This is a genomic window from Cellulomonas palmilytica (assembly GCF_021590045.1).
Lineage (GTDB): Bacteria > Actinomycetota > Actinomycetes > Actinomycetales > Cellulomonadaceae > Cellulomonas > Cellulomonas palmilytica.
Genome location: NZ_CP062221.1, coordinates 3693094 through 3714199, shown reverse-complemented (window position 1 = coordinate 3714199; position 21106 = coordinate 3693094). Strand labels below are relative to the sequence as shown.

The window sequence follows — 21106 nt, the reverse complement described above, 5'->3', positions numbered from 1 at the left end:
CGCCGCGGGCCGGCCGGGACGCGCTCAGTACGCGTACGGGAAGCCCGACCAGTCCGGGTCGCGGCGCTGCAGGAACGCGTCGCGCCCCTCGACCGCCTCGTCCGTCATGTATGCCAGACGCGTCGCCTCGCCCGCGAACACCTGCTGGCCGGCGAGGCCGTCGTCGGCGAGGTTGAACGCGAACTTCAGCATGCGGATCGCCTGCGGCGACTTGGTCGCGACGATCCGCGCGTACTCCAGGCCCGCCTCCTCGATCTGCGCGTGCGGCACCACGTCGTTGACCGCACCCCAGTCGTAGGCGTCCTGCGCCGAGTACTCGCGCGCGAGGAAGAAGATCTCCCGCGCCCGCTTCTGCCCGACCTGCCGCGCGAGCAGCGCCGAGCCGTAGCCGCCGTCGAACGAGCCGACGTTCGCGTCGGTCTGCATGAACCGCGCGTGCTCGCGCGAGGCGATCGTGAGGTCCGCGACGACGTGCAGCGAGTGCCCGCCGCCCGCGGCCCAGCCGTTGACGAGCGCGACGACGACCTTCGGCATGGTCCGCATGAGCCGCTGCACCTCGAGGATGTGCAGCCGCCCGGCACGCGCGGGGTCGATCGCCTCGGCGGTCTCGCCCTCCGCGTAGCGGTAGCCGTCGCGCCCGCGGATGCGCTGGTCGCCGCCCGAGCAGAACGACCACACGCCGTCCTTGGGACTCGGGCCGTTGCCCGTGAGCAGGACCGTGCCCACGTCGGACGTCATGCGCGCGTGGTCGAGCACGCGGTACAGCTCGTCGACGGTGTGCGGGCGGAACGCGTTGCGCACCTCGGGCCGGTCGAACGCGACCCGCACCACGGGCAGGTCCCGCACCACGGCGCCGTCGGCGTCGCGCTCGACGCCCCGGTGGTAGGTGAGGTCGGTGAGGGTGCCGTCACCGAACCCGTCGACCGTGCGCCAGCGCGCGGGGTCGAACGTGTCGGAGACGCGGGCGGGCAGGTCGTCGTGCGCAGTCACGGCCTCACCCTACGAGGCTCGCGTGCGCCGGAGGTGCCTGTGCCGCCCGTGCCGCCTCGCACGCGCACGTACGCTGGTCCGGTGCTCGCCCCGGACGTCGTCGTGTGGTCGGTCCCGATGCGCACCCGGTTCCGGGGGCTGACGTCCCGGGACGGCGTGCTGGTCCGCGGGGACGCGGGGTGGGCGGAGTTCTCGCCGTTCTGGGACTACGACGACGAGGAGTCGGCGGCCTGGTGGCGTGCCGCGCACGAGGCGGCGGAGCTCGGCTGGCCCGCGCCGGTGCGGGACCGCGTCCCGGTCAACGTCACCGTGCCCGCGGTGGACCCCGCGACGGCGCACCGCATCGTCACCGGCTCCGGCGGTTGTCGCACGGCGAAGGTCAAGGTCGCCGAGCGCGGGCAGGACGTGTCCGACGAGATCGCGCGGCTCGAGGCCGTGCGGGACGCGATCGGCGCCGACGGAGCCATCAGGATCGACGCGAACGCGGGCTGGGACGTCGACGAGGCCGCGCGCCGGCTGGTCGTGCTCGACCGCGCGGCCGGCGGGCTGGAGTACGCCGAGCAGCCCGTGCCGACCGTCGAGGACCTCGCGGCGCTGCGCCGCCGCACGCACGTGCCGATCGCCGCCGACGAGTCGATCCGCCGGGCGGCGGACCCGTACGCGGTCGCGCGCGCGCACGCCGCCGACGTCGTGGTGCTCAAGGTGCAGCCGCTCGGGGGCGTGCGCGCGTGCCTCGAGCTCGCCGAGCGCATCGGGCTGCCCGTGGTCGTCTCGTCGGCGCTCGAGTCGTCCGTCGGGCTCGCCGCGGGCGTCGCGCTCGCGGCGGCGCTGCCCGAGCTGCCGTACGCGTGCGGCCTCGCGACGGCCCAGCTCCTGACCGCCGACCTGGTGGCCGAGCCGCTGCTGCCCGTCGACGGCGCGCTGCCGGTCCGGCGCACGCAGCCCGACCCCGCGCTCGTCGCCGCCGCGACCGCCGACGAGGAGCTGGCCGCGCGCTGGCGGGTGCGCACCGCCGCGGTCCGCGGCGTCGCCTCCCGCGCGGAGCAGGCATGATGTCCCGCGTGACGACGGCTGTCCCGGACCCCGCAGGCCCCTCGACCGGCCCCGGCCCGGGCGGTCCGGCCGTCGCCTCCGCCCGCGTCCTGGTGCAGGCGCTCGCGCGGCTCGGCGTCGAGGACGTGGTGCTCGCGCCCGGCTCGCGCAGCGCGCCGCTCGCCTACGCGCTCGCGGACGCGGCACTGGGCGACGACGAGCGCCCCGAGCACGCTCCCGCGCTGCGCCTGCACGTGCGCGTCGACGAGCGCGCCGCGGGCTTCCTCGCGCTCGGTCTGGCGAAGGCGTCCGCGCACGCCGACGGCGGCCCCGGCACGGCCCGCCCCGTCGCCGTGGTGACGACGTCCGGCACGGCCGTGGCCAACCTGCACCCCGCGGTGCTCGAGGCGCACCACAGCGGGATCCCGCTCGTCGTGCTCAGCGCCGACCGCCCGCACGAGCTGCGTGGCACGGGCGCCAACCAGACCACCGACCAGCCCGGGATCTTCGGCAGCGCGCTGCGCCTGCTGCTCGACGTGCCCGCGCCCGCCGGCCTGCCGCACGAGGCGCGCGACGTCCGCAACGCCGCCGCGCGCGCGGTGGCGGCCGCGACCGGCGCGCGCACGGGCGACCCCGGACCCGTGCACCTCAACCTCGCGTTCCGCGAGCCGCTCGTCCCCGGCGACGAGCCGTGGCCCGCACCCGGCACCGCGGGCCTCACGCACGTGCAGTCCCGCCCGGGCCCGAGCGTCCCGACCGCGACCGGCGCGATCCCCGCGGTCGTCGCCGCCACGCAGCGCGTCGCCGACGACGAGCGCCCCACGCGCCGCGCGCCCGGACGGCTCGGGGGAGTGCCGACCGTCGTCGTCGCGGGCGACGGCGCCGGGCTCGCCGCGCGACGCATCGCCGAGGCCAACGCGTGGCCGCTGCTCGCCGAGCCGTCCTCGGGCGCGCGCGGCGGCCCGTGCGCGATCGGCGCCTACCGGCTGCTGCTCGCGCACCCCGAGCTCGGCGGCCGCGTGCGCCGCGTCGTCGTGCTCGGCCACCCCACGCTCTCGCGGCCCGTGTCCGCGCTGCTCGCCCGCGAGGACGTCGAGGTCGTCGTGCTCGCCCCGCGCGGCGCGGACTGGTACGACGCCGCGCGCTCCGCCGACCAGGTGCTGCTCGAGACGTCCGCGCGCATGCGGCAGGGGCGCATGCCCGGCCCCGCGGGCTGGCTCGAGTCGTGGCTCGCGGCCGACGCCGCCGCATGCGCCGCGGTCGACGGCGTGCTCGACGACGGCCCCGAGGCCGTGCGCGGCCGCCGCTCCCGCACCGGCGCGCGCATCACCGGGCCCGTGCTCGCCCGCGCGCTCGCCACGGCGAGCACGCCGCAGGACGTGGTCGTCGTCGGGTCCTCCAACCCGGTGCGCGACCTCGACCTCGTCGCCCGCTGGGACGACCCGCCGCTCGTGCTCGCCAACCGCGGGCTCGCCGGCATCGACGGCACCGTGTCGACCGCCACGGGCGTGGCGCTCGCGCTGCCGCGCCGCCGCGTGCGCGCGCTCCTCGGCGACCTGACGTTCCTGCACGACGTCGGCGGGCTGCTGCGCGGGCCGGCCGAGCCGCCCGTCGACCTGCAGCTCGTCGTCGCGAACGACGACGGCGGCTCGATCTTCGCGACGCTCGAGCACGGCGAGCCGCACCGCGCCGCGGTGTTCGAGCGCGTGTTCGGCACGCCGCACGGCGCGGACCTCGCCGCGCTGTGCGCCGGGTACGGCGTGCGGCACACGCGCGTCGTCGAGGTCGACGGGCTCCTGCCCGCGCTGGCCGCGCCCGGGCGTGGCGTGAGCGTCGTCGAGGTGCGGGTCGACCGCGCCGGGCGTCGCGCGCAGTCGACGCTGCTCGCCCAGGAGGTCGCGGCGGCCGCCGCGCGCGTCCTGGGCGCCCGCTGACGCCTCCTGCGCGCGACCGGCCACGCGTCCGACGAACTCCCAGGGAACTCACAGGTACGCCGAAGGCTGCGCCCAGAAGAGCGACGTGTCATGGAGTCCGACCCGAGGAGGAGCTCGACATGACCACCCCTACGCCCGAGAACCACCCGCAGGCGGAGCCGACCCAGCCGCTGCCGCCGGTCCCCGCGCCGCCCACCACGCCGACGGCCGCCTACCCGACCGTCCCGCCGCAGCCCGTCCCGCCGCAGCCCGTCCCGCCGCAGCCGGCCCCGGTCGCCCACCCGTACGCGCCCGCCGCGCAGCAGCCGGGCCCCGGCGCGCCGACCGGCCCGTGGGCCGCCGCCGAGCAGCCGCCGGCCGACCCCGCGCGCCGCGAGCGCCGCGGCCGCGTCTGGATCCCCGTGACGTCGGCCGCCGCGGCCGCGCTCGTCGCGGCCGTCGCGACGCTCGGCCTCACGGGCGCGTTCGGCGACGACGACGCCCCGAGCTCGTCGGACGGCACCAGCTCGTTCGCGCAGCTCGGCCACGCGTCCACGGACACCGTGCCGGTCGCGGGCTCGTCGGACGACGCCCCGGACTGGTCGGCCGTCGCCGCGGCCGTGCAGCCGTCCGTCATCGCGATCGAGACGACCACGGCGGGCGGGACGTCGCTCGGCTCGGGCGTCGTCATCGACGACGAGGGCCACATCGTCACCAACAACCACGTGGTGGCCGGCGCGCAGGACGACCAGGTGCGGGTGACGCTCACCGACGGGCGCATCTTCACCGCGAAGGTCGTCGGCACCGACCCGACCACGGATCTGGCGGTCGTCAAGCTCGTCGACCCGCCGAGCGACCTCGAGCCCGCCGCGCTCGGCGACTCGGCGCAGGTGCGCGTGGGTGCCGCCGTCATGGCGGTCGGCAACCCCCTCGGCCTGCAGAACACCGTCACCACGGGCATCGTCTCCGCGGTCGACCGGCCGGTCTCGACGCAGAGCGAGGACGGCTCGCAGGCCACGGTCACCAACGCGATCCAGGTCGACGCGTCGGTCAACCCCGGCAACTCCGGTGGCCCGCTGTTCGACGCGCAGGGCCGCGTCATCGGCATCAACTCGTCCATCGCGACCACGTCGCAGCAGTCCGGCTCGATCGGCCTGGGCTTCGCGATCCCGGTGAACCTGGTGAAGAACATCGCCGGGCAGCTGGTCGAGACCGGCACGGCCAAGCACGCGTTCCTCGGTGTGGGGCTCGACGACGGCACGGCGACCGTCGACGGCGTCACGCGGGCCGGTGCGGTGGTCAAGCAGGTCAACGAGGGCTCGCCCGCCGCGAAGGCCGGCCTGCAGGTCGACGACGTGGTCGTCGGCATCGACGGCAAGGCCGTGGGCGGCGCGGAGTCGCTGACGGCGTACGTGCGGTCGTTCGCGTCGGGCGCGTCCGTGACGCTCACGGTCGTGCGCGACGGCGAGGCGAGGGACGTCGACGTCACGCTCGCGACCCGCGAGGACGCCCCGGCGACGACGCCCGAGCGGCAGCAGGGCGACGGCCAGGGTGACCAGCAGGGTGACCAGCCGGGTGGCGGGCAGGGCGACGGGCAGGGCGACGGGCAGGGCGACGGGCAGGGCGACGGGCAGGGTCGTCCGGGCTTCGGCGACGGCTCGCAGCTGCCCGACCTGCAGAACATGACGCCCGACGAGCTGTGGCAGTGGCTGCAGGAGAACGGGGCGGGTCAGGGTCGTTGACCCGGTGCGCGGCCGCCCGGTCGGACTCCCCCTGGTCCGGCCGGGCTCCGCGCGTCCCGACGACGAGCGCGCGCCCGCCGGGGACCGGTGGTCAGTCGGACGCGAGCGCGGTCCGCATCGGGACGAGCTTGGCCTCGGACTCCGCGAGCTCGGCGGCCGGGTCGGACGCGGCGACGATCCCGCAGCCCGCGAACAGCCGCACGCGCGTCGGGTCGTCGGGCGAGGTCTGAGCCGAGCGCAGCGCGATGCCCCACTCGCCGTCGCCGTCGGCGCCGAACCACCCGACCGGTCCGGCGTACCGGGCACGGTCCATGCCCTCGATGCGGCGGATGAGCGCCGCGGCGGCGCGCGTCGGCGTCCCGCACACGGCGGCGGTCGGGTGCAGCGCGGCGGCGAGCGCGAGCGACGACGGGTGCGTCGGGGCGCCGACGACGCCGTCCGAGCCGTCGGTCAGGACGCCCGTGACGTCCGAGGCCAGGTGCAGCACGTTCGGCAGGTGCAGCACGAACGGCACGTCCGGCACGTTCGTCGACGAGCAGAACGGCTCGAGCGCGTGCGCGACCGACCGCACCGCGTACTCGTGCTCCTCGAGGTCCTTGGACGAGTGCGCGAGGATCGCGGCACGCGCGAGGTCGGCGGCGTCGTCGCCCGTGCGCCGGATGGTGCCGGCGAGCACGCGCGAGGTCACGAGGCCCTTCTCGGAGCGCACCAGCAGCTCGGGGGTCGCGCCGATCATGCCGTCGACGCTGAACGTCCAGCACGACGGGTAGCGGTCCGCGAGCCGTCCGAGCGCCCAGCGCACGTCGAGCGGGCGCTGCGTGCGGGCCACGACGTCGCGCGCGAGGACGACCTTGTCGACCTCGTCGGCGTGGACGGCCGCGATGCCGGCGGCGACGACGTCGCGCCAGCCGTGCGCGGGCACGGCACCGTCGCAGTAGGTGACCCGGCCGGGGGAGGTGGGAGGCACGCGGTCGCCCGCGAGCTCCTCGAGGTCCGGCACGGGGCCGAGCGCGGGGCCCGTGGTCATCGTGGTGAGCCACGTGCGGCGGCCGCGGCGCCCGACGACGACGCGCGGCACGACGACGACGCCGCCGGCCGCGGACTCGTCGTCGAACGCGAACGAGCCGAACGCGACGGGACCCGAGCCGGGCAGCCGCACCTCGTCGCGCACGACGGCGTGCGTGAGGACGTCGTGCCACGCGCGCTCGGCGTCGGCGAACCGGTCGGGACCCGCGACCTCGAACCGCAGCACCTCGCCCCACGCGACCAGCCCGTCGCCGCGGCGCACCCACGCGAGCGGCGGGGCGCCCTCGGCGCGCTCCGCACCGGGTGCGGGCAGCAGCTCGAGGAGGTCCGCGGGGTCCGGCAGGTGCTCGCCGGACGGGTCGGCGACCGCGTCGGGCGCGAGCGCGTCCAGGGGGACGGTGCGGACGACGAGGGGATGCGGGAGTCGCTCCGCGGGCGCGGAGGCTGTCGTGCTCATCGCGTCCCAGGGTATGCCCGCGTCGGCGTCGCGCTCGTCGCGGTGACGAGCCCGTGGCCTGGTCCGTTCGTCACACTGGTCCGTTCGTCACACTGGTCCGTTCGTCACACCCGGCTGCGCTCCGGACGCCCGGCGCGGCGCGCGCGTGGTCGGTGACGTGCCCGGCGGGCTGGCACGATGGGGGCATGGCGCGAGCGAACCTGGACAAGAAGCCCGACGAGGTCGCGGCGATGTTCGACTCCGTGGCGCAGCGCTACGACCTGACGAACGACGTCCTGTCGATGGGGCAGGACCGGCAGTGGCGGCGCGCGACGCTCACCGCCCTCGGCGCGCAGCCGGGGGAGAAGGTGCTCGACCTCGCGGCGGGCACGGGCACGTCGTCGGAGCCGCTGGCGGACGCGGGCGTGCTCGTCGTGCCGTGCGACCTGTCCGAGGGGATGCTCGGTGTCGGCAAGCGCCGCCGCCCGGACCTGCCGTTCGTCGCGGGCGACGCGCTGCACCTGCCGTTCGCGGACGCGTCGTTCGACGCGGTCACGATCTCGTTCGGGCTGCGCAACGTGCCGGACGTGCCGGCGGCGCTCGCGGAGATGCTGCGCGTGACGCGCCCGGGCGGGCGGCTCGTCGTGTGCGAGTTCTCCACGCCGACGTTCGCGCCGTTCCGGGCGGTCTACACGGGGTACCTCACGCAGGCGCTGCCGCGCGTGGCGCGCGCGGTGACGCGCGACTCGGACGCGTACACGTACCTCGCGGAGTCGATCCGTGACTGGCCGGACCAGCGCGAGCTGGGCCGCACGATCAAGCGCGCGGGCTGGGACCACGTGGCGTTCCGGAACCTGTCGGGCGGCATCGTCGCGCTGCACCGGGGGACGCGTCCGGCCTGACGTCGTCGGCCGGCTCCGGGCGCCCGTCGCGCGGTGGTCGGCCCGGGCGACCGACTGGCGGTCGGGCGACGTCCGACAGGCGGACGTCGCGGCCCCACGCCCGTTCGCGTCGGGTCGCCACGGGTGCGCGAACCGGCTGTTCGCGGGGCGTTCCTCACCCGCTCCCGCGACACCCGGACGAGGTGAGGTAAGCCTTCGCAGACACCCTCCCGAGGGCGTGACTAGACTCCCCGGAGTCGCACGTGAACATCGTCACAAGTGAGGTCAGTCCGTGGTGGTCGCAACCGATGACGCCGACGTCATCGTCGTGGGCGCGGGTCCTGCCGGGGCCGCGACCGCGTACCACTGCGCCCTCGCGGGACTCGACGTCCTGCTGCTCGAGAAGGCGTCCTTCCCGCGCGACAAGGTGTGCGGCGACGGCCTGACCCCGCGCGCGGTCGCCGAGCTCGTCCGGATGGCCGTGCCGATCCGCGAGCAGGACGGCTGGATCCGCAACAAGGGCCTGCGCGTCATCGGCGGCGGGCACCGCCTCGAGCTCGCGTGGCCCGAGATCTCGTCGTACCCGTCGTTCGGCCTGGCGCGCTCCCGGACGAGCCTCGACCAGATCCTCGCCGAGCACGCGCGCGCCGCGGGCGCCAAGCTGCACGAGCTCACGAACGTCACGGGCGCGGTGCGCGACGAGCGCACGGGCCGGGTCGTGGGTGTGACGGCGCGGCCGGTCGACGAGAACGGGAAGCGGGCCGGCGACGAGGTGACCTACCGCGCCCGCGTCGTCGTCGCGGCGGACGGCGTGAGCGCGCGGCTGGCGACCGGCGTGGGCCGCACCAAGCGCGACGACCGCCCCATGGGCGTGGCCGTGCGCACGTACTTCCGCACCCCGCGGCACGACGACGCGTGGATGGAGTCCCACCTCGAGCTGTGGGACGGCGAGCCGGGCCGCTCCCACCTCATGCCGGGCTACGGCTGGATCTTCGCGCTCGGTGACGGCACCGCGAACGTGGGCCTCGGCTCGGTGAGCTCGACGGCCGCCGCGACGAAGGTCGACTACAAGACGCTGTTCGCGGCGTGGATGGCGAACACGCCCGCCGAGTGGGAGTTCACGCCCGACAACCAGCTGGGCCCCGTGCGTGGCGCCGCGCTGCCCATGGGCTTCAACCGCGGCCCGCTGTACGCGGACGGCCTGCTGCTCGCGGGCGACGCCGCGGGCATGGTCAGCCCGTTCAACGGCGAGGGCATCGCGTACGGCCTGCAGGCGGGACGCGTCGCGGCCGACGCGATCGCCCAGGGCCTCGCGCGCGGTACGGTCGCGGGCCGCGAGCGCGCGCTGGCCACGTACCAGCGCCGCATGAAGGACGACCTGGGCGGGTACTACACGCTCGGCCGGGTGTTCGTGCGACTCATCGAGCACCCCGAGGTCATGCGCATCTGCACGCGCTACGGCCTGCCGCGGCCCCTGCTCATGAAGTTCGTGCTCAAGCTCCTGTCCGACTGCTACGAGCCGCACGGCGGAGACGTGGTGGACCGGACGATCGCCGCCCTGGCCCGGATCGCGCCGGCGGCCTGACCGACATGACCAGCTGCACCTCAGCGTTGAGGAAGGACGCCTGATGACCAACCCGTACGTGCCGCTCCTGTGGCTCATGGGCATCGCCGCGGTCCTCGCCCTCGGGGGCGTCGGCGCGAGCGCGATCATCGGACCCAAGCGGTACAACCGCGCCAAGCTCGAGGCGTACGAGTGCGGGATCCAGCCGACCCCGCACGCCGTGGGCGGCGGCCGCTTCCCGATCAAGTACTACCTGGTCGCGATGACGTTCATCGTGTTCGACGTCGAGGTCGTCTTCCTCTACCCGTGGGCCGTGAGCTTCGTGGAGCTCGCGCTGTACGGGCTGGTGGCGATGCTCGCGTTCCTGGTGCTCATCACGGTGCCGTTCGTCTACGAGTGGCGGCGCGGGGGCTTCGAGTGGGACTGAACCAGGACCAGCGGCCGCACGTAGGACCAAGGTCACGGACCGCCCGGTCAGGGGCGGCGACGATCACGACACGCACGACGACGAGGAGGTCCTGACATGGGGATCGAGGAGGCACCCTCCGGGTTCCTGCTGACGACGATCGAGGACCTCGTCGGCTACTTCCGCAAGGGCTCGCTGTGGCCCGTCACGTTCGGTCTCGCGTGCTGCGCGATCGAGATGATGGCCGCGGGCGCACCGCGCTACGACCTGTCGCGGTTCGGCATGGAGGTGTTCCGCGCGTCGCCGCGCCAGGCGGACCTCATGATCGTCGCCGGGCGCGTGAGCCAGAAGATGGCGCCAGTCGTGCGTCAGGTCTACGACCAGATGTCCGAGCCGAAGTGGGTGCTGTCGATGGGCGTGTGCGCCTCGTCGGGCGGCATGTTCAACAACTACGCGATCGTGCAGGGCGTCGACCACATCGTGCCGGTGGACATCTACCTGCCGGGCTGCCCGCCGCGGCCGGAGATGCTCATCAACGCGATCCTCACGCTGCACGACCAGATCCAGAACGAGCCGCTCGGCGTGAACCGCAAGGAGGCCGCCGCGGCGGCCGAGGCGGCGGCGCTCGCGGCCACGCCCACCTCGCACATGACGGGTCTGCTGCGATGAGCGACGAGCTGAAGAAGGACGCCGCGGACGCGGTCAAGCCCGGCGAGGGCACGACCGACGCGCAGTCCACGACGGAGGCGGCCCTCGAGGCGGGGTCGCAGCACGTGCCCGCGACGGGTGGCGCCCCGCGCACCCCGCTCGACGTGGTCGACGTGCGCCACGGCCTGTTCGGCGCGCAGGGCTCGGGGGACACCTCGGGCTTCGGCGGGCTGGTCACCACGGTCGTCCTGCCGGGGCCGAGCGAGCGCCCGTACGGCGGCTGGTTCGACGAGGTCGTCGACATCCTCGCCGAGCTGCTCGACGCGTCGGGCACCGGCTTCGCGAACGCGGTGGAGTCCGTGGTCGTGGACCGCGGCGAGCTGACCGTCAACGTGGTGCGCGACCACCTCGTCGAGGTGTGCCGCCACCTGCGCGACGACCAGGACCTGCGCTTCGAGCTCGGCCTGGGCGTCTCCGGGGTGCACTACCCGCACGACACGGGCCGCGAGCTGCACGCCGTGTACCACCTGACGTCGGTGACGCACTCGCGCAGCCTGCGGCTCGAGGTCGCGGTGAGCGAGGCCGACCCGCACGTCCCGTCGACGACGGGCGTCTACCCGGGCCACGACTGGCACGAGCGCGAGACGTTCGACTTCTTCGGGATCATCTTCGACGGCCACCCCGGGCTCGCCCGCATCGAGATGCCCGACGACTGGCCGGGCCACCCCCAGCGCAAGGACTACCCGCTGGGCGGCATCCCGGTCGAGTACAAGGGCGCGACCGTCCCGCCCGCGGACCAGCGGAGGTCCTACAGCTGATGAGCACCACACGCCCCGCCCCCCACGCCCCGCGCGCGACCTCGGGAATCGTCGACGACGAGACCACCGGCATCCCCTCGTTCGAGGCGTCCGGCGGCGACTGGTCCGACATCGCCGAGGAGGCCGCCCGCCTCGGCGAGGAGCGCATCGTCGTCAACATGGGTCCGCAGCACCCGTCCACGCACGGCGTGCTCCGGCTCATGCTCGAGATCGACGGCGAGACCGTCACCGAGGCGCGCGCCGGCATCGGATACCTGCACACAGGTATCGAGAAGAACATGGAGTTCCGCACCTGGACCCAGGGCGTGACGTTCTGCACGCGCATGGACTACGTGGCGCCCCTGTTCCAGGAGGCCGCGTACTGCCTCGCCGTGGAGAAGCTGCTGGGCGTCACGGACGACGTCCCGGAGCGCGCGAGCGTCATCCGTGTCCTGATGATGGAGCTCAACCGCATCACGAGCCACCTCGTGTGCCTCGCGACCGGCGGCAACGAGCTGGGCGCGACGACGATCATGACCGTCGGGTTCACGGCGCGCGAGGAGCTGCTCAAGATCTTCGAGCTGATCTCCGGCCTGCGCATGAACCACGCGTACATCCGCCCCGGCGGTGTCGCGCAGGACGTGCCCGCGGGCGGCGTCGAGGCGACGCGCGAGGCGCTCAAGAACGTCGAGCACTACCTGCGCCAGCTCGAGGACCTCATGCTGGCCAACCCGATCCTGCACCTGCGCCTGAAGGACGTCGGCGTCCTCAACCTCGCGGGCTGCATGGCCCTCGGGATCACGGGCCCGATGCTGCGCTCGGCCGGCCTGCCGTACGACGTGCGCAAGGCCGCCCCCTACAGCGGCTACGAGACGTACGACTTCGACGTCCCGACCGTGACGAGCGAGGACGCGTGGGGTCGCGTCGAGGTGCGCCTCGAGGAGATCTACCAGTCCATCAAGATCGCCCGGCAGGCGCTCGACCGGCTCGAGAAGAACCCCGGCCCGGTCATGGTCGAGGACAAGAAGATCGCGTGGCCCGCGCAGCTCGCGATCGGCTCGGACGGCATGGGCAACTCGCTCGCGCACATCAAGGAGATCATGGGCACCTCGATGGAGGCCCTGATCCACCACTTCAAGCTGGTGACCGAGGGCTTCCGCGTGCCGGCCGGCCAGGTGTGGCAGACGGTCGAGCACCCGCGCGGCGAGCTCGGCGTGCACCTCGTCTCGGACGGCGGCACGCGCCCGTACCGCGCGCACTTCCGCGACCCGAGCTTCAACAACCTGCAGGCGACGTCGATCGTGTGCGAGGGCGGGCAGGTGGCCGACGTGGTCGTCGCCGTCGCGTCGATCGACCCGGTGCTCGGAGGGGTGGACCGCTGATGTCCGTCGAGGAGCTGGTCCCGCGCGAGCCGGGTCAGGTGCACGCCGCGTCGTACGACGACGAGACGCTCGCCCGGCTCGAGGCCGACGCGACCGCGATCAAGGCGCGCTACCCGCAGGAGCGCTCGGCGCTGCTGCCGCTGCTGCACCTCGTGCAGTCGCAGGACGGGTACGTGAGCCCGCGCGGCATCGCGTTCTGCGCGCAGACGCTCGGCCTGACGACGGCCGAGGTGTCCGCGGTCGCGACGTTCTACACGCAGTACAAGCGCCACCCCAACGGCGACTACACCGTGGGCGTCTGCACGAACACGCTGTGCGCGATCATGGGCGGCGACGCGATCTACGAGCACCTGTGCGACCACCTCGGCGTCGGGCACGACGAGACGACCGAGGACGGCACGATCACGCTCGAGCGCGTCGAGTGCAACGCGGCGTGCGACTACGCGCCCGTGATGATGGTCAACTGGGAGTTCTTCGACAACCAGACGCCGGAGTCGGCGGCCGCGGTGGTCGACGCGCTGCGCGCCGGCGAGCCGGTCGCGCCGACGCGCGGGGCGGACCAGGTCGTGACGTTCAAGGAGATGTCGCGCGTGCTCGCGGGCTTCTCCGACGGCCGGGCCGACGAGGGCGTAGGAGCCGGTGAGGCGTCGCTGCGCGGCACGGTGCTCGCGCACGAGCAGGGCTGGACGGCGCCGCCGCTGCCGGGCGAGGAGAAGCCCGAGAAGAAGGCCCCGCGGACGCGCGCCGCGGCGGGCACGGGCCGTGCGGCCGCGAAGCCCCGCACGGGCGACGAGCAGTCGAGCGCGGAGCGCCCCGTCACGGGCGAGCGCGACGCCTCGTCGCAGCAGCAGGACACCAAGCAGGCCTCGTCCGACGCGAAGGAGGACTGAGCGATGGCGACGACCCTCGCACCGGTGCTCACCGACCACTGGGACGCCGAGCGCTCCTGGACCCTGGCGACCTACGAGGCCCACGGCGGGTACCGCGGCCTGCGCCGCGCGCTCGGCATGCCCGCGGCCGACGTGGTCACCGCGGTCAAGGACTCCGGCCTGCGCGGACGTGGCGGCGCCGGCTTCCCGACGGGCATGAAGTGGGGCTTCCTGCCCGCGCCCGACGGCGGCCCGCGCTACCTCGTCGTGAACGCGGACGAGTCCGAGCCGGGGACCTGCAAGGACATCCCGCTCATGATGGCGAGCCCGCAGCACCTCATCGAGGGCGTGATCATCACGTCCTACGCGATCGGGTGCCACCACGCCTTCATCTACGTGCGCGGCGAGGTCGTGCACGTGTACCGCCGCCTGCTGCGCGCGGTCGAGGAGGCGTACGCCAAGGGCTACCTCGGCACGAACATCCTCGGCTCGGGCTTCGACCTGGAGCTCACGGTGCACGCCGGCGCCGGCGCGTACATCTGCGGCGAGGAGACCGCGCTGCTCGACTCGCTCGAGGGCCTGCGCGGCCAGCCGCGCCTCAAGCCCCCGTTCCCCGCGGTCGCGGGTCTGTACGCGCGCCCGACGGTGGTGAACAACGTCGAGTCGATCGCGTCGGTCCCGGCGATCGTGGTCGGCGGCGCGGACTGGTTCAAGCAGATGGGCACCGAGCGCTCGACGGGCCACGGCCTGTTCTCGCTGTCGGGGCACGTCGCGCGGCCGGGCCAGTACGAGGCGCCGCTGGGCATCACGCTGCGCGAGCTGCTCGAGATGGCGGGCGGCATCCGCGAGGGTCACGAGCTGAAGTTCTGGACCCCGGGCGGGTCGTCGACGCCGATCTTCACGGCCGAGCACCTCGACGTCCCGCTCGACTACGAGTCGGTGGGCGCCGCGGGGTCGATGCTCGGCACGCGCGCGCTGCAGATCTTCGACGAGACCACCTCGGTGGTCCGTGCGGTCACGCGGTGGATCGAGTTCTACAAGCACGAGTCGTGCGGCAAGTGCACGCCGTGCCGTGAGGGCACGTTCTGGCTCGCGCAGGTCATGCAGCGCCTCGAGCGCGGACAGGGCACGCCGGCGGACATCGACCTGCTGCTCGACCTGTGCGACAACATCCTGGGTCGCGCGTTCTGCGCGCTCGGCGACGGTGCGACGAGCCCCGTGACGAGCGCCATCCAGTACTTCCGGGAGGAGTTCGAGGCCGGGTGCCACACGCCGGCCGACGTCCTGTTCCCGCCCGAGCGCAGCGCGCTGTTCGACTACACGCCTCGCCGTCGCGGCGCGGCTCTCGCGGGGGTGCACGCATGACGATCACCTCGGACCGCTCGCAGACGGGCGCGCCGCTCGTCCCGGCCGCGCCGCCCGTGGCGCAGCCCGAGCCGACGGACACCGTCACGTTCAGCATCGACGGCGTCGAGACGACCGTGCCGAAGGGCACGCTCGTCATCCGCGCCGCCGAGCAGCTGGGCGTCCAGATCCCGCGGTTCTGCGACCACCCGCTGCTCGCGCCCGCCGGTGCGTGCCGCCAGTGCCTCGTCGAGGTGTGGGCGCCCGGCCGGGACGGCAACCTGGCGAAGATGCCGAAGCCGCAGGCATCGTGCACGCTCGAGGCGACGCCCGGCATGCAGGTCAAGACGCAGCACACGTCGCCCGAGGCGGACAAGGCGCAGCACGGCGTCATGGAGCTGCTGCTCATCAACCACCCGCTCGACTGCCCGGTGTGCGACAAGGGTGGCGAGTGCCCCCTGCAGAACCAGGCGATGAGCAACGGCCGCGCCACGAGCCGGTTCGTCGACGTCAAGCGCACGTTCCCCAAGCCGATCGCGATCTCGACGCAGATCCTGCTCGACCGTGAGCGCTGCGTCCTGTGCCAGCGCTGCACCCGGTTCTCCGAGGAGATCGCGGGCGACGTGTGGATCGACCTGCAGAAGCGCGGTGCGCAGCAGCAGATCGGCACGTTCGACACCGAGGTCCTCGGCTTCGCCGGCGACACCCCGGTGGGTGCGGCGACCGTCGACACGAGCGGCCGGCCGTTCGCGTCGTACTTCTCGGGCAACACCGTCCAGATCTGCCCGGTCGGCGCGCTGACGTCGGCCGCGTACCGGTTCCGCGCGCGCCCGTTCGACCTGGTCTCCACGCCGGGCGTCTCCGAGCACGACTCGCAGGGCTCCGCGATCCGTGTCGACCACCGCCGCGGCGTCGTCATGCGCCGCCTCGCGGGCGACGACCCGGCGGTCAACCAGGAGTGGATCACCGACAAGGACCGCTTCGCGTTCCGCTGGCAGTCGTCGCCGGACCGCATCACGACCCCGCTGGTGCGGGACCGCAACGCCGACGGCACGCGCGGCGAGCTGCGCCCCGCGAGCTGGGTCGAGGCGTACGGCGCCGCGGCCGCGGGCCTGCGCGACGCTCTCGCCGCGGGCGGCGTGGGCGTGCTGCCCGGCGGTCGCGTGACGCTCGAGGACGCGTACGCGTACGCCAAGTTCGCACGCGTCGTGCTCGGCACGAACGACGTCGACCACCGGGCGCGCCCGCACTCCGACGAGGAGGCCGCGTTCCTCGGTCACCACGTCGCGGGCCGCACGCTGGACGTGACGTTCGCGGACGTCACCACCGCCCCGACGGTCCTGCTCGTCGGCCTGGAGGCCGAGGAGGAGGGCGGCATCCTGTTCCTGCGGCTGCGCGACGCGGTCGTCAAGCGCCGCACGGCCGTGTACTCGGTCGCCGCGCTCGCGACCCGCGGGCTCGAGCGCCTGTCCGGCACGCTCGTGCCGGCCGCGCCGGGCACCGAGGCCGAGGTGCTCGAGGGCATCGACGCGGGCTCCGACGAGCCCGTCCTGGCGCGCGCCGCCGAGGCGCTCGCCACGCCCGGGTCCGTGGTGCTCGTCGGGGAGCGCGCGGCCTCGTCGGCCGGTGCGCTGTCCGCGGTGCTGCGGCTCGCGGCCCGCACGGGTGCGCGCGTGGCGTGGGTGCCGCGCCGCGCGGGCGAGCGCGGTGCGGTCGAGGCCGGCACGCTGCCGACGCTGCTGCCGGGCGGCCGCCCGGTCGCGGACGCGGCCGCGCGCGTCGACATCGCCGCGGTGTGGGGCGTCGACCGGCTGCCCGAGGCGCCCGGCCGCAGCGTCGCGCAGATCGTCGCCGCCGCGCGCGACGGCTCGCTCGGCGGGCTCGTCGTCGGCGGCGTGGACCCCGCGGACCTGCCCGACCCGGCGCTCGCGCGCGACGCGCTCGAGAAGGTCGGCTTCGTCGTCTCGCTCGAGGTGCGCCCGTCCGACGTCACCGACCGCGCGGACGTCGTGCTGCCCGTCGCGCCGCCCGTCGAGAAGCCCGGCACGTTCGTCACGTGGGAGGGCCGCCCGCGGCCGTTCCCCCAGGCGCTCGTGTCCCACGCGCTGAGCGACCACCGTGTCCTGCACGGCCTGGCCGCGGAGCTCGGGTTCGACCTGGGCCTCGGCTCGGTGACCGACGTGCACGCCGAGCTCGACCAGCTCGGCGGCTGGGACGGTGCGCGGACCGACGCGCCCACCGTGCAGCCCGGCGAGCCGCCCGCGGTGCCCGCGGGCCACGCCGTCCTCGCGACGTGGCACCAGCTGCTCGACGCGGGCCGGCTGCAGGACGGCGAGCCGCACCTGGCCGGGACGGCCAAGCGCCCGGTCGCCCGCGTGTCCGCCGCGACCGCGGCGTCGGTCGGCGTGGCCGACGGCGCGCCGCTCGCCGTGAGCACCGACGCGGGGACGATCACCCTGCCGGTGAAGGTCAGCGACGTGCCGGACTTCGTCGTCTGGCTGCCGACGAACGCGCCCGGCTCGGCCGTGCGCGACACGCTGCACGCGGTCGGCGGGGACCTGGTGCGGCTCGCGCCGGGCGCCGTCGTCGACGCCGTGGACGAGGAGGTCTGACGTGCACACGATCCTGCTCGCCGAGCCGGTCGCGCCGGTGACGGCCGACTTCTCGAACGACACGTGGTGGATCTGGCTCATCAAGGCCGTCGCGATCCTCGTGTTCCTGCTCACGAGCGTGCTGTTCGCGATCTGGTTCGAGCGCAAGGTCGTGGCGCGCATGCAGGTGCGCCCCGGCCCCAACGTGCACGGCCCGTTCGGCCTGCTGCAGTCGCTCGCCGACGCCATGAAGCTCCTGTTCAAGGAGGACATGACGGTCAAGGCGGCCGACAAGGTCGTCTACATCGTCGCGCCGCTCATCGCGGTGTTCTGCTCGCTGCTGACGTTCGCCGTGATCCCGCTCGGGCCGAGCGTGAACATGTTCGGCGTCGAGACGCCGCTGCAGCTCACGGACTTCCCGGTCGCGGTGCTCTACATCCTCGCGTGCGCGTCGGTCGGCGTGTACGGCATCGTGCTCGGCGGCTGGTCGTCGAACTCGACGTACCCGCTGCTCGGCGGCGTGCGCTCCACGGCGCAGGTCATCTCCTACGAGCTCGCGATGGGCCTGTCCCTGGTGAGCGTGTTCGTGCTCGCCGGGTCGATGTCGACCTCGCAGATCGTCTCCTCGCAGACGCAGCTGTGGTGGTTCCTGCCGCTGCTGCCCGCGTTCGTGATCTACGTGGTCTCGATGGTCGGCGAGACCAACCGCCTGCCGTTCGACCTGCCCGAGGCCGAGGGCGAGCTCGTGTCCGGTTACATGACCGAGTACTCGTCGATGAAGTTCGCGTGGTTCTTCCTCGCGGAGTACATCAACATGCTCAACGTCTCGGCCGTCGCGACGACGCTGTTCCTCGGCGGGTGGCGCGCGCCGTTCATCCCGGCGGACCACGTCCTGCAGACGGGCTGGTGGCCCGTGCTGTGGTTCCTGGCCAAGCTGTGGGCGCTCATGTTCTTCTTCGTCTGGGTGCGCGGCTCGGTGCTGCGGTTCCGGTACGACCAGTTCATGAAGCTCGGCTGGAAGGTGCTGATCCCGGCCGCGCTCGCGTGGCTCGTGCTCGTCGCCGTGGTCCAGGGCCTGCGCCAGTTCCCGGAGTTCGCGGACCTCGAGCTGCGCACGATCCTGTTCGTGATCGCGGGCATCGTGATCGTCGGCGTCGTGATCTCGCTGTTCATCCCCGAGAAGAAGCGCGAGGAGGCGGCCGCGCCGCCGCGCGTCCTCGACGCGTTCGCCGACGGCTACCCCGTCCCGCCCCTGCCCGGCCAGGTGCTCCCGCCGTCGCCGCGCCGTGCGCGCGTGCCCGCGGGCGCGCCGGGTGAGCCCGACGACGATGCGCAGACCGACACGAAGGAGGTGCACGGTGGCTGAGCCGCGCAAGAAGCCGCCCGCCCCGCGCCCGCAGCGGGCCGGTGCGCCCCGGACGGGCGCGCCCGCCGGCGGCAAGGCGGTCGCCCGCAAGCCCGCCGGTGAGGTGGGTGCGCCCGCCGCACCGCGGTACGAGTCGCTCATCCCGCAGTCCTCGGGTCTGCGCGCGCTGCTCGCACCCGTCGGCGGGTTCGGCGTGACGCTGTCGAACATGTTCCGCAAGACCGTCACCGAGCAGTACCCGCGCGAGACGGTCCCGACGAAGCCGCGCTACCACGGCCGCCACCAGCTCAACCGCTACGCGGACGGGCTGGAGAAGTGCATCGGCTGCGAGCTGTGCGCGTGGGCGTGCCCCGCGGACGCGATCTACGTCGAGGCGGGGGACAACACCCCCGACGCGCAGTACTCGCCCGGCGAGCGGTACGGCCGCGTCTACCAGATCAACTACCTGCGCTGCATCTTCTGCGGGCTGTGCATCGAGGCGTGCCCCACCCGCGCGCTGACGATGACGAACGACTACGAGCTCGCCGGCCCGACGCGCGCCGGGATGATCTACGAGAAGGACGACCTGCTCGCCCCGCTGCGCGACGGCATGCTCGCCGCGCCGCACCCGATGGTCGAGGGCACCACGGACACCGACTACTACCGCGGTGAGGTCACGGGAGCCACGGCCGAGCAGCAGGCGTGGGTCCGCGAGCAGCGGCCCGACGACCCGACGCTGCCCGAGGGCTCGGGGCTCACCCCGGCCGACCAGGTCGGCCCGACCGCCGCGGTCATGGCCGCGAGCGTCGCCGCCGCGCACCGCCAGGGCGGTGCCCGATGAGCGCACTGGTCTCGGCGGCCACCCTGGCCACCGACCTCACGTCGAGCGTGCCCGCGGCGGGCGTGCTGCCCCGCGCGATCGACTCGGCGGGCGACCCCTCCACGGCCGAGGCCGTGCTGTTCTGGGTGCTCGCGCCGATCATGGTGATCGCGTCGTTCGGGCTGCTGTTCGCCCGCAAGGCGGTGCACGCCGCGCTCTCGGTCATCCTCGTGATGATCAGCCTCGCGTTCATGTACGTCACGCAGGGCGCGGTGTTCCTCGGCGTCGTCCAGGTCGTCGTCTACACCGGCGCGATCATGATGCTGTTCCTGTTCGTCCTCATGCTCGTCGGCGTGAGCACCGCGGACTCGCTCGTCGAGACCATCCGCGGGCAGCGCTGGATCGGCTGGGTCGCGGGGCTCGGGCTGCTGGTCGTGCTCGCGGGCGTGATCGGCACCGCCGCGTACCCGACGCCGCGAGGGCTGGCGAGCGCGAACGAGGCGTCCAACCCCGTGGGCCTCGCGCACCTGATCTTCGGCAGGTACGTGTTCGCGATGGAGGTCGTGGGCGCGCTGCTCGTGACCGCCGCGCTCGGCGCGCTCGTCTACACGCACCGCCGCCGGCTCACGCCGCGCGTCGGCCAGCGCGAGCGCGCCGCGGCGCGTGTGCGCGACGGCGAGCACCTCGCACCGCTGCCCGCACCCGGTGTGTACGCCAAGCACAACGCGATGGACGTGCCCGCGCTCGACCCGTACGGGCAGCCGATCGAGAGCTCGGTGCCGCGCGTGCTGCGCGTGCGCGGGCAGGAGGCCGACGCCGCGGAGTACGCCGCGCGCATCGACCGGGTGCTCGCCGGCAAGGCCGCTGTCGACCGCGGCGTGACCGCGCACGACGAGCAGGGCACCACCCCGCCCCCGCACGCGGAGCCGGCATCGGCGCCGATCGGCGAGCCGCGCATCGGTGACGCCGTCGCCGGCGTCGACGCGGGCGCACCGGACTCGGAGGAGGGCAAGTGACGCTCACCCACTACCTCGTGCTGTCGGGGATCCTGTTCTCCGTCGGTGCGGCGGCCGTGCTGCTGCGCCGGAACGCGATCATCGCGTTCATGGGCGTCGAGCTCATGCTCAACGCGACGAACCTCTGCCTCGTGACGTTCTCGCGCATGCACGGCGAGCTCACGGGCCAGGTGCTCGCGTTCTTCGTCATGGTCGTGGCCGCCGCCGAGGTCGTCGTCGGCCTCGCGATCATCGTCGCGATCTTCCGTACCCGTCGATCGGCGTCGATCGACGACGTCAACCTGCTGAAGAGCTGAGGGGACGG

At 74.2% G+C, this 21106-nt stretch carries 18 protein-coding genes; 16 read left to right on the top strand and 2 right to left on the bottom strand.

The annotated features are described in order from the left end of the window. Positions 1-24 precede the first annotated feature (24 nt). The gene (locus F1D97_RS16820) at positions 25-990 is read right to left on the bottom strand and encodes a 1,4-dihydroxy-2-naphthoyl-CoA synthase (RefSeq protein WP_236121619.1); all 966 of its coding nucleotides are present in this window, start codon (positions 988-990) and stop codon (positions 25-27) included. Positions 991-1107: 117 nt separating this feature from the next. On the opposite strand from F1D97_RS16820, the gene F1D97_RS16815 reads away from it, so the two are divergent. From F1D97_RS16815 to F1D97_RS16805, 3 genes are all read left to right on the top strand, one after another. Beyond that, the gene (locus tag F1D97_RS16815; RefSeq protein WP_236123645.1) at positions 1108-2043 is read left to right on the top strand and encodes an o-succinylbenzoate synthase; all 936 of its coding nucleotides are present in this window, start codon (positions 1108-1110) and stop codon (positions 2041-2043) included. Next, entirely contained in the window at positions 2043-3956 is a 1914-nt protein-coding gene (menD, locus tag F1D97_RS16810) for a 2-succinyl-5-enolpyruvyl-6-hydroxy-3-cyclohexene-1-carboxylic-acid synthase (protein ID WP_236121618.1), read from the top strand. Before F1D97_RS16815 ends, menD begins: the two co-directional genes overlap by 1 nt. A gap of 119 nt (positions 3957-4075) precedes the next feature. Next, on the top strand, positions 4076-5677 hold the full coding sequence (locus tag F1D97_RS16805) for a S1C family serine protease (protein WP_236121617.1): 1602 nt from the start codon (positions 4076-4078) through the stop codon (positions 5675-5677). A gap of 91 nt (positions 5678-5768) precedes the next feature. On the opposite strand, the gene F1D97_RS16800 is transcribed toward F1D97_RS16805, so the two are convergent. Continuing rightward, entirely contained in the window at positions 5769-7160 is a 1392-nt protein-coding gene (locus F1D97_RS16800; protein WP_236121616.1) for an isochorismate synthase, read from the bottom strand. A gap of 185 nt (positions 7161-7345) precedes the next feature. On the opposite strand from F1D97_RS16800, the gene F1D97_RS16795 reads away from it, so the two are divergent. The 13 genes from F1D97_RS16795 (at position 7346) to nuoK (ending at position 21098) form a co-directional block, all read left to right on the top strand. Continuing rightward, a complete protein-coding gene (locus tag F1D97_RS16795; RefSeq protein WP_236121615.1) occupies positions 7346-8041 on the top strand; it encodes a demethylmenaquinone methyltransferase in 696 nt (231 codons plus the stop codon). Positions 8042-8312: 271 nt separating this feature from the next. Further along, positions 8313-9605: a geranylgeranyl reductase family protein gene (locus F1D97_RS16790; protein WP_236121614.1), complete on the top strand. Its 1293-nt coding sequence runs from the start codon at positions 8313-8315 to the stop codon at positions 9603-9605. Between the two features lie 43 nt (positions 9606-9648). Then, entirely contained in the window at positions 9649-10011 is a 363-nt protein-coding gene (locus F1D97_RS16785) for an NADH-quinone oxidoreductase subunit A (RefSeq protein WP_094180814.1), read from the top strand. A gap of 96 nt (positions 10012-10107) precedes the next feature. After that, positions 10108-10659, top strand: coding sequence for a NuoB/complex I 20 kDa subunit family protein (locus F1D97_RS16780; protein WP_236121613.1), 552 nt, complete (start codon positions 10108-10110; stop codon positions 10657-10659). Next, the gene (locus F1D97_RS16775; protein ID WP_236121612.1) at positions 10656-11456 is read left to right on the top strand and encodes an NADH-quinone oxidoreductase subunit C; all 801 of its coding nucleotides are present in this window, start codon (positions 10656-10658) and stop codon (positions 11454-11456) included. Before F1D97_RS16780 ends, F1D97_RS16775 begins: the two co-directional genes overlap by 4 nt. Further along, positions 11456-12817 carry an NADH-quinone oxidoreductase subunit D gene (locus F1D97_RS16770; RefSeq protein ID WP_236121611.1) on the top strand — a complete coding sequence of 454 codons (1362 nt, stop codon included), beginning with the start codon at positions 11456-11458 and terminating at the stop codon, positions 12815-12817. The genes F1D97_RS16775 and F1D97_RS16770 overlap by 1 nt, the downstream gene beginning before the upstream one ends. Continuing rightward, complete coding sequence (gene nuoE, locus F1D97_RS16765) at positions 12817-13707, top strand: NADH-quinone oxidoreductase subunit NuoE (protein WP_236121610.1); 891 nt, start codon at positions 12817-12819, stop codon at positions 13705-13707. The genes F1D97_RS16770 and nuoE overlap by 1 nt, the downstream gene beginning before the upstream one ends. 3 nt (positions 13708-13710) lie before the next feature. Then, the gene (gene nuoF, locus F1D97_RS16760; protein ID WP_236121609.1) at positions 13711-15051 is read left to right on the top strand and encodes an NADH-quinone oxidoreductase subunit NuoF; all 1341 of its coding nucleotides are present in this window, start codon (positions 13711-13713) and stop codon (positions 15049-15051) included. Then, positions 15048-17642, top strand: a complete 2595-nt coding sequence (locus F1D97_RS16755) for an NADH-quinone oxidoreductase subunit G (protein WP_236121608.1) — start codon at positions 15048-15050, stop codon at positions 17640-17642. The genes nuoF and F1D97_RS16755 overlap by 4 nt, the downstream gene beginning before the upstream one ends. A 1-nt stretch (position 17643) precedes the next feature. Continuing rightward, on the top strand, positions 17644-18987 hold the full coding sequence (nuoH, locus tag F1D97_RS16750; RefSeq protein ID WP_236121607.1) for an NADH-quinone oxidoreductase subunit NuoH: 1344 nt from the start codon (positions 17644-17646) through the stop codon (positions 18985-18987). Continuing rightward, entirely contained in the window at positions 18980-19807 is an 828-nt protein-coding gene (gene nuoI / locus F1D97_RS16745; RefSeq protein WP_396022539.1) for an NADH-quinone oxidoreductase subunit NuoI, read from the top strand. The genes nuoH and nuoI overlap by 8 nt, the downstream gene beginning before the upstream one ends. Further along, entirely contained in the window at positions 19804-20802 is a 999-nt protein-coding gene (locus tag F1D97_RS16740) for an NADH-quinone oxidoreductase subunit J (protein WP_236121606.1), read from the top strand. The genes nuoI and F1D97_RS16740 overlap by 4 nt, the downstream gene beginning before the upstream one ends. Beyond that, positions 20799-21098: an NADH-quinone oxidoreductase subunit NuoK gene (gene nuoK / locus F1D97_RS16735; RefSeq protein WP_236121605.1), complete on the top strand. Its 300-nt coding sequence runs from the start codon at positions 20799-20801 to the stop codon at positions 21096-21098. The genes F1D97_RS16740 and nuoK overlap by 4 nt, the downstream gene beginning before the upstream one ends. The last annotated feature ends 8 nt before the right edge of the window (positions 21099-21106 follow it).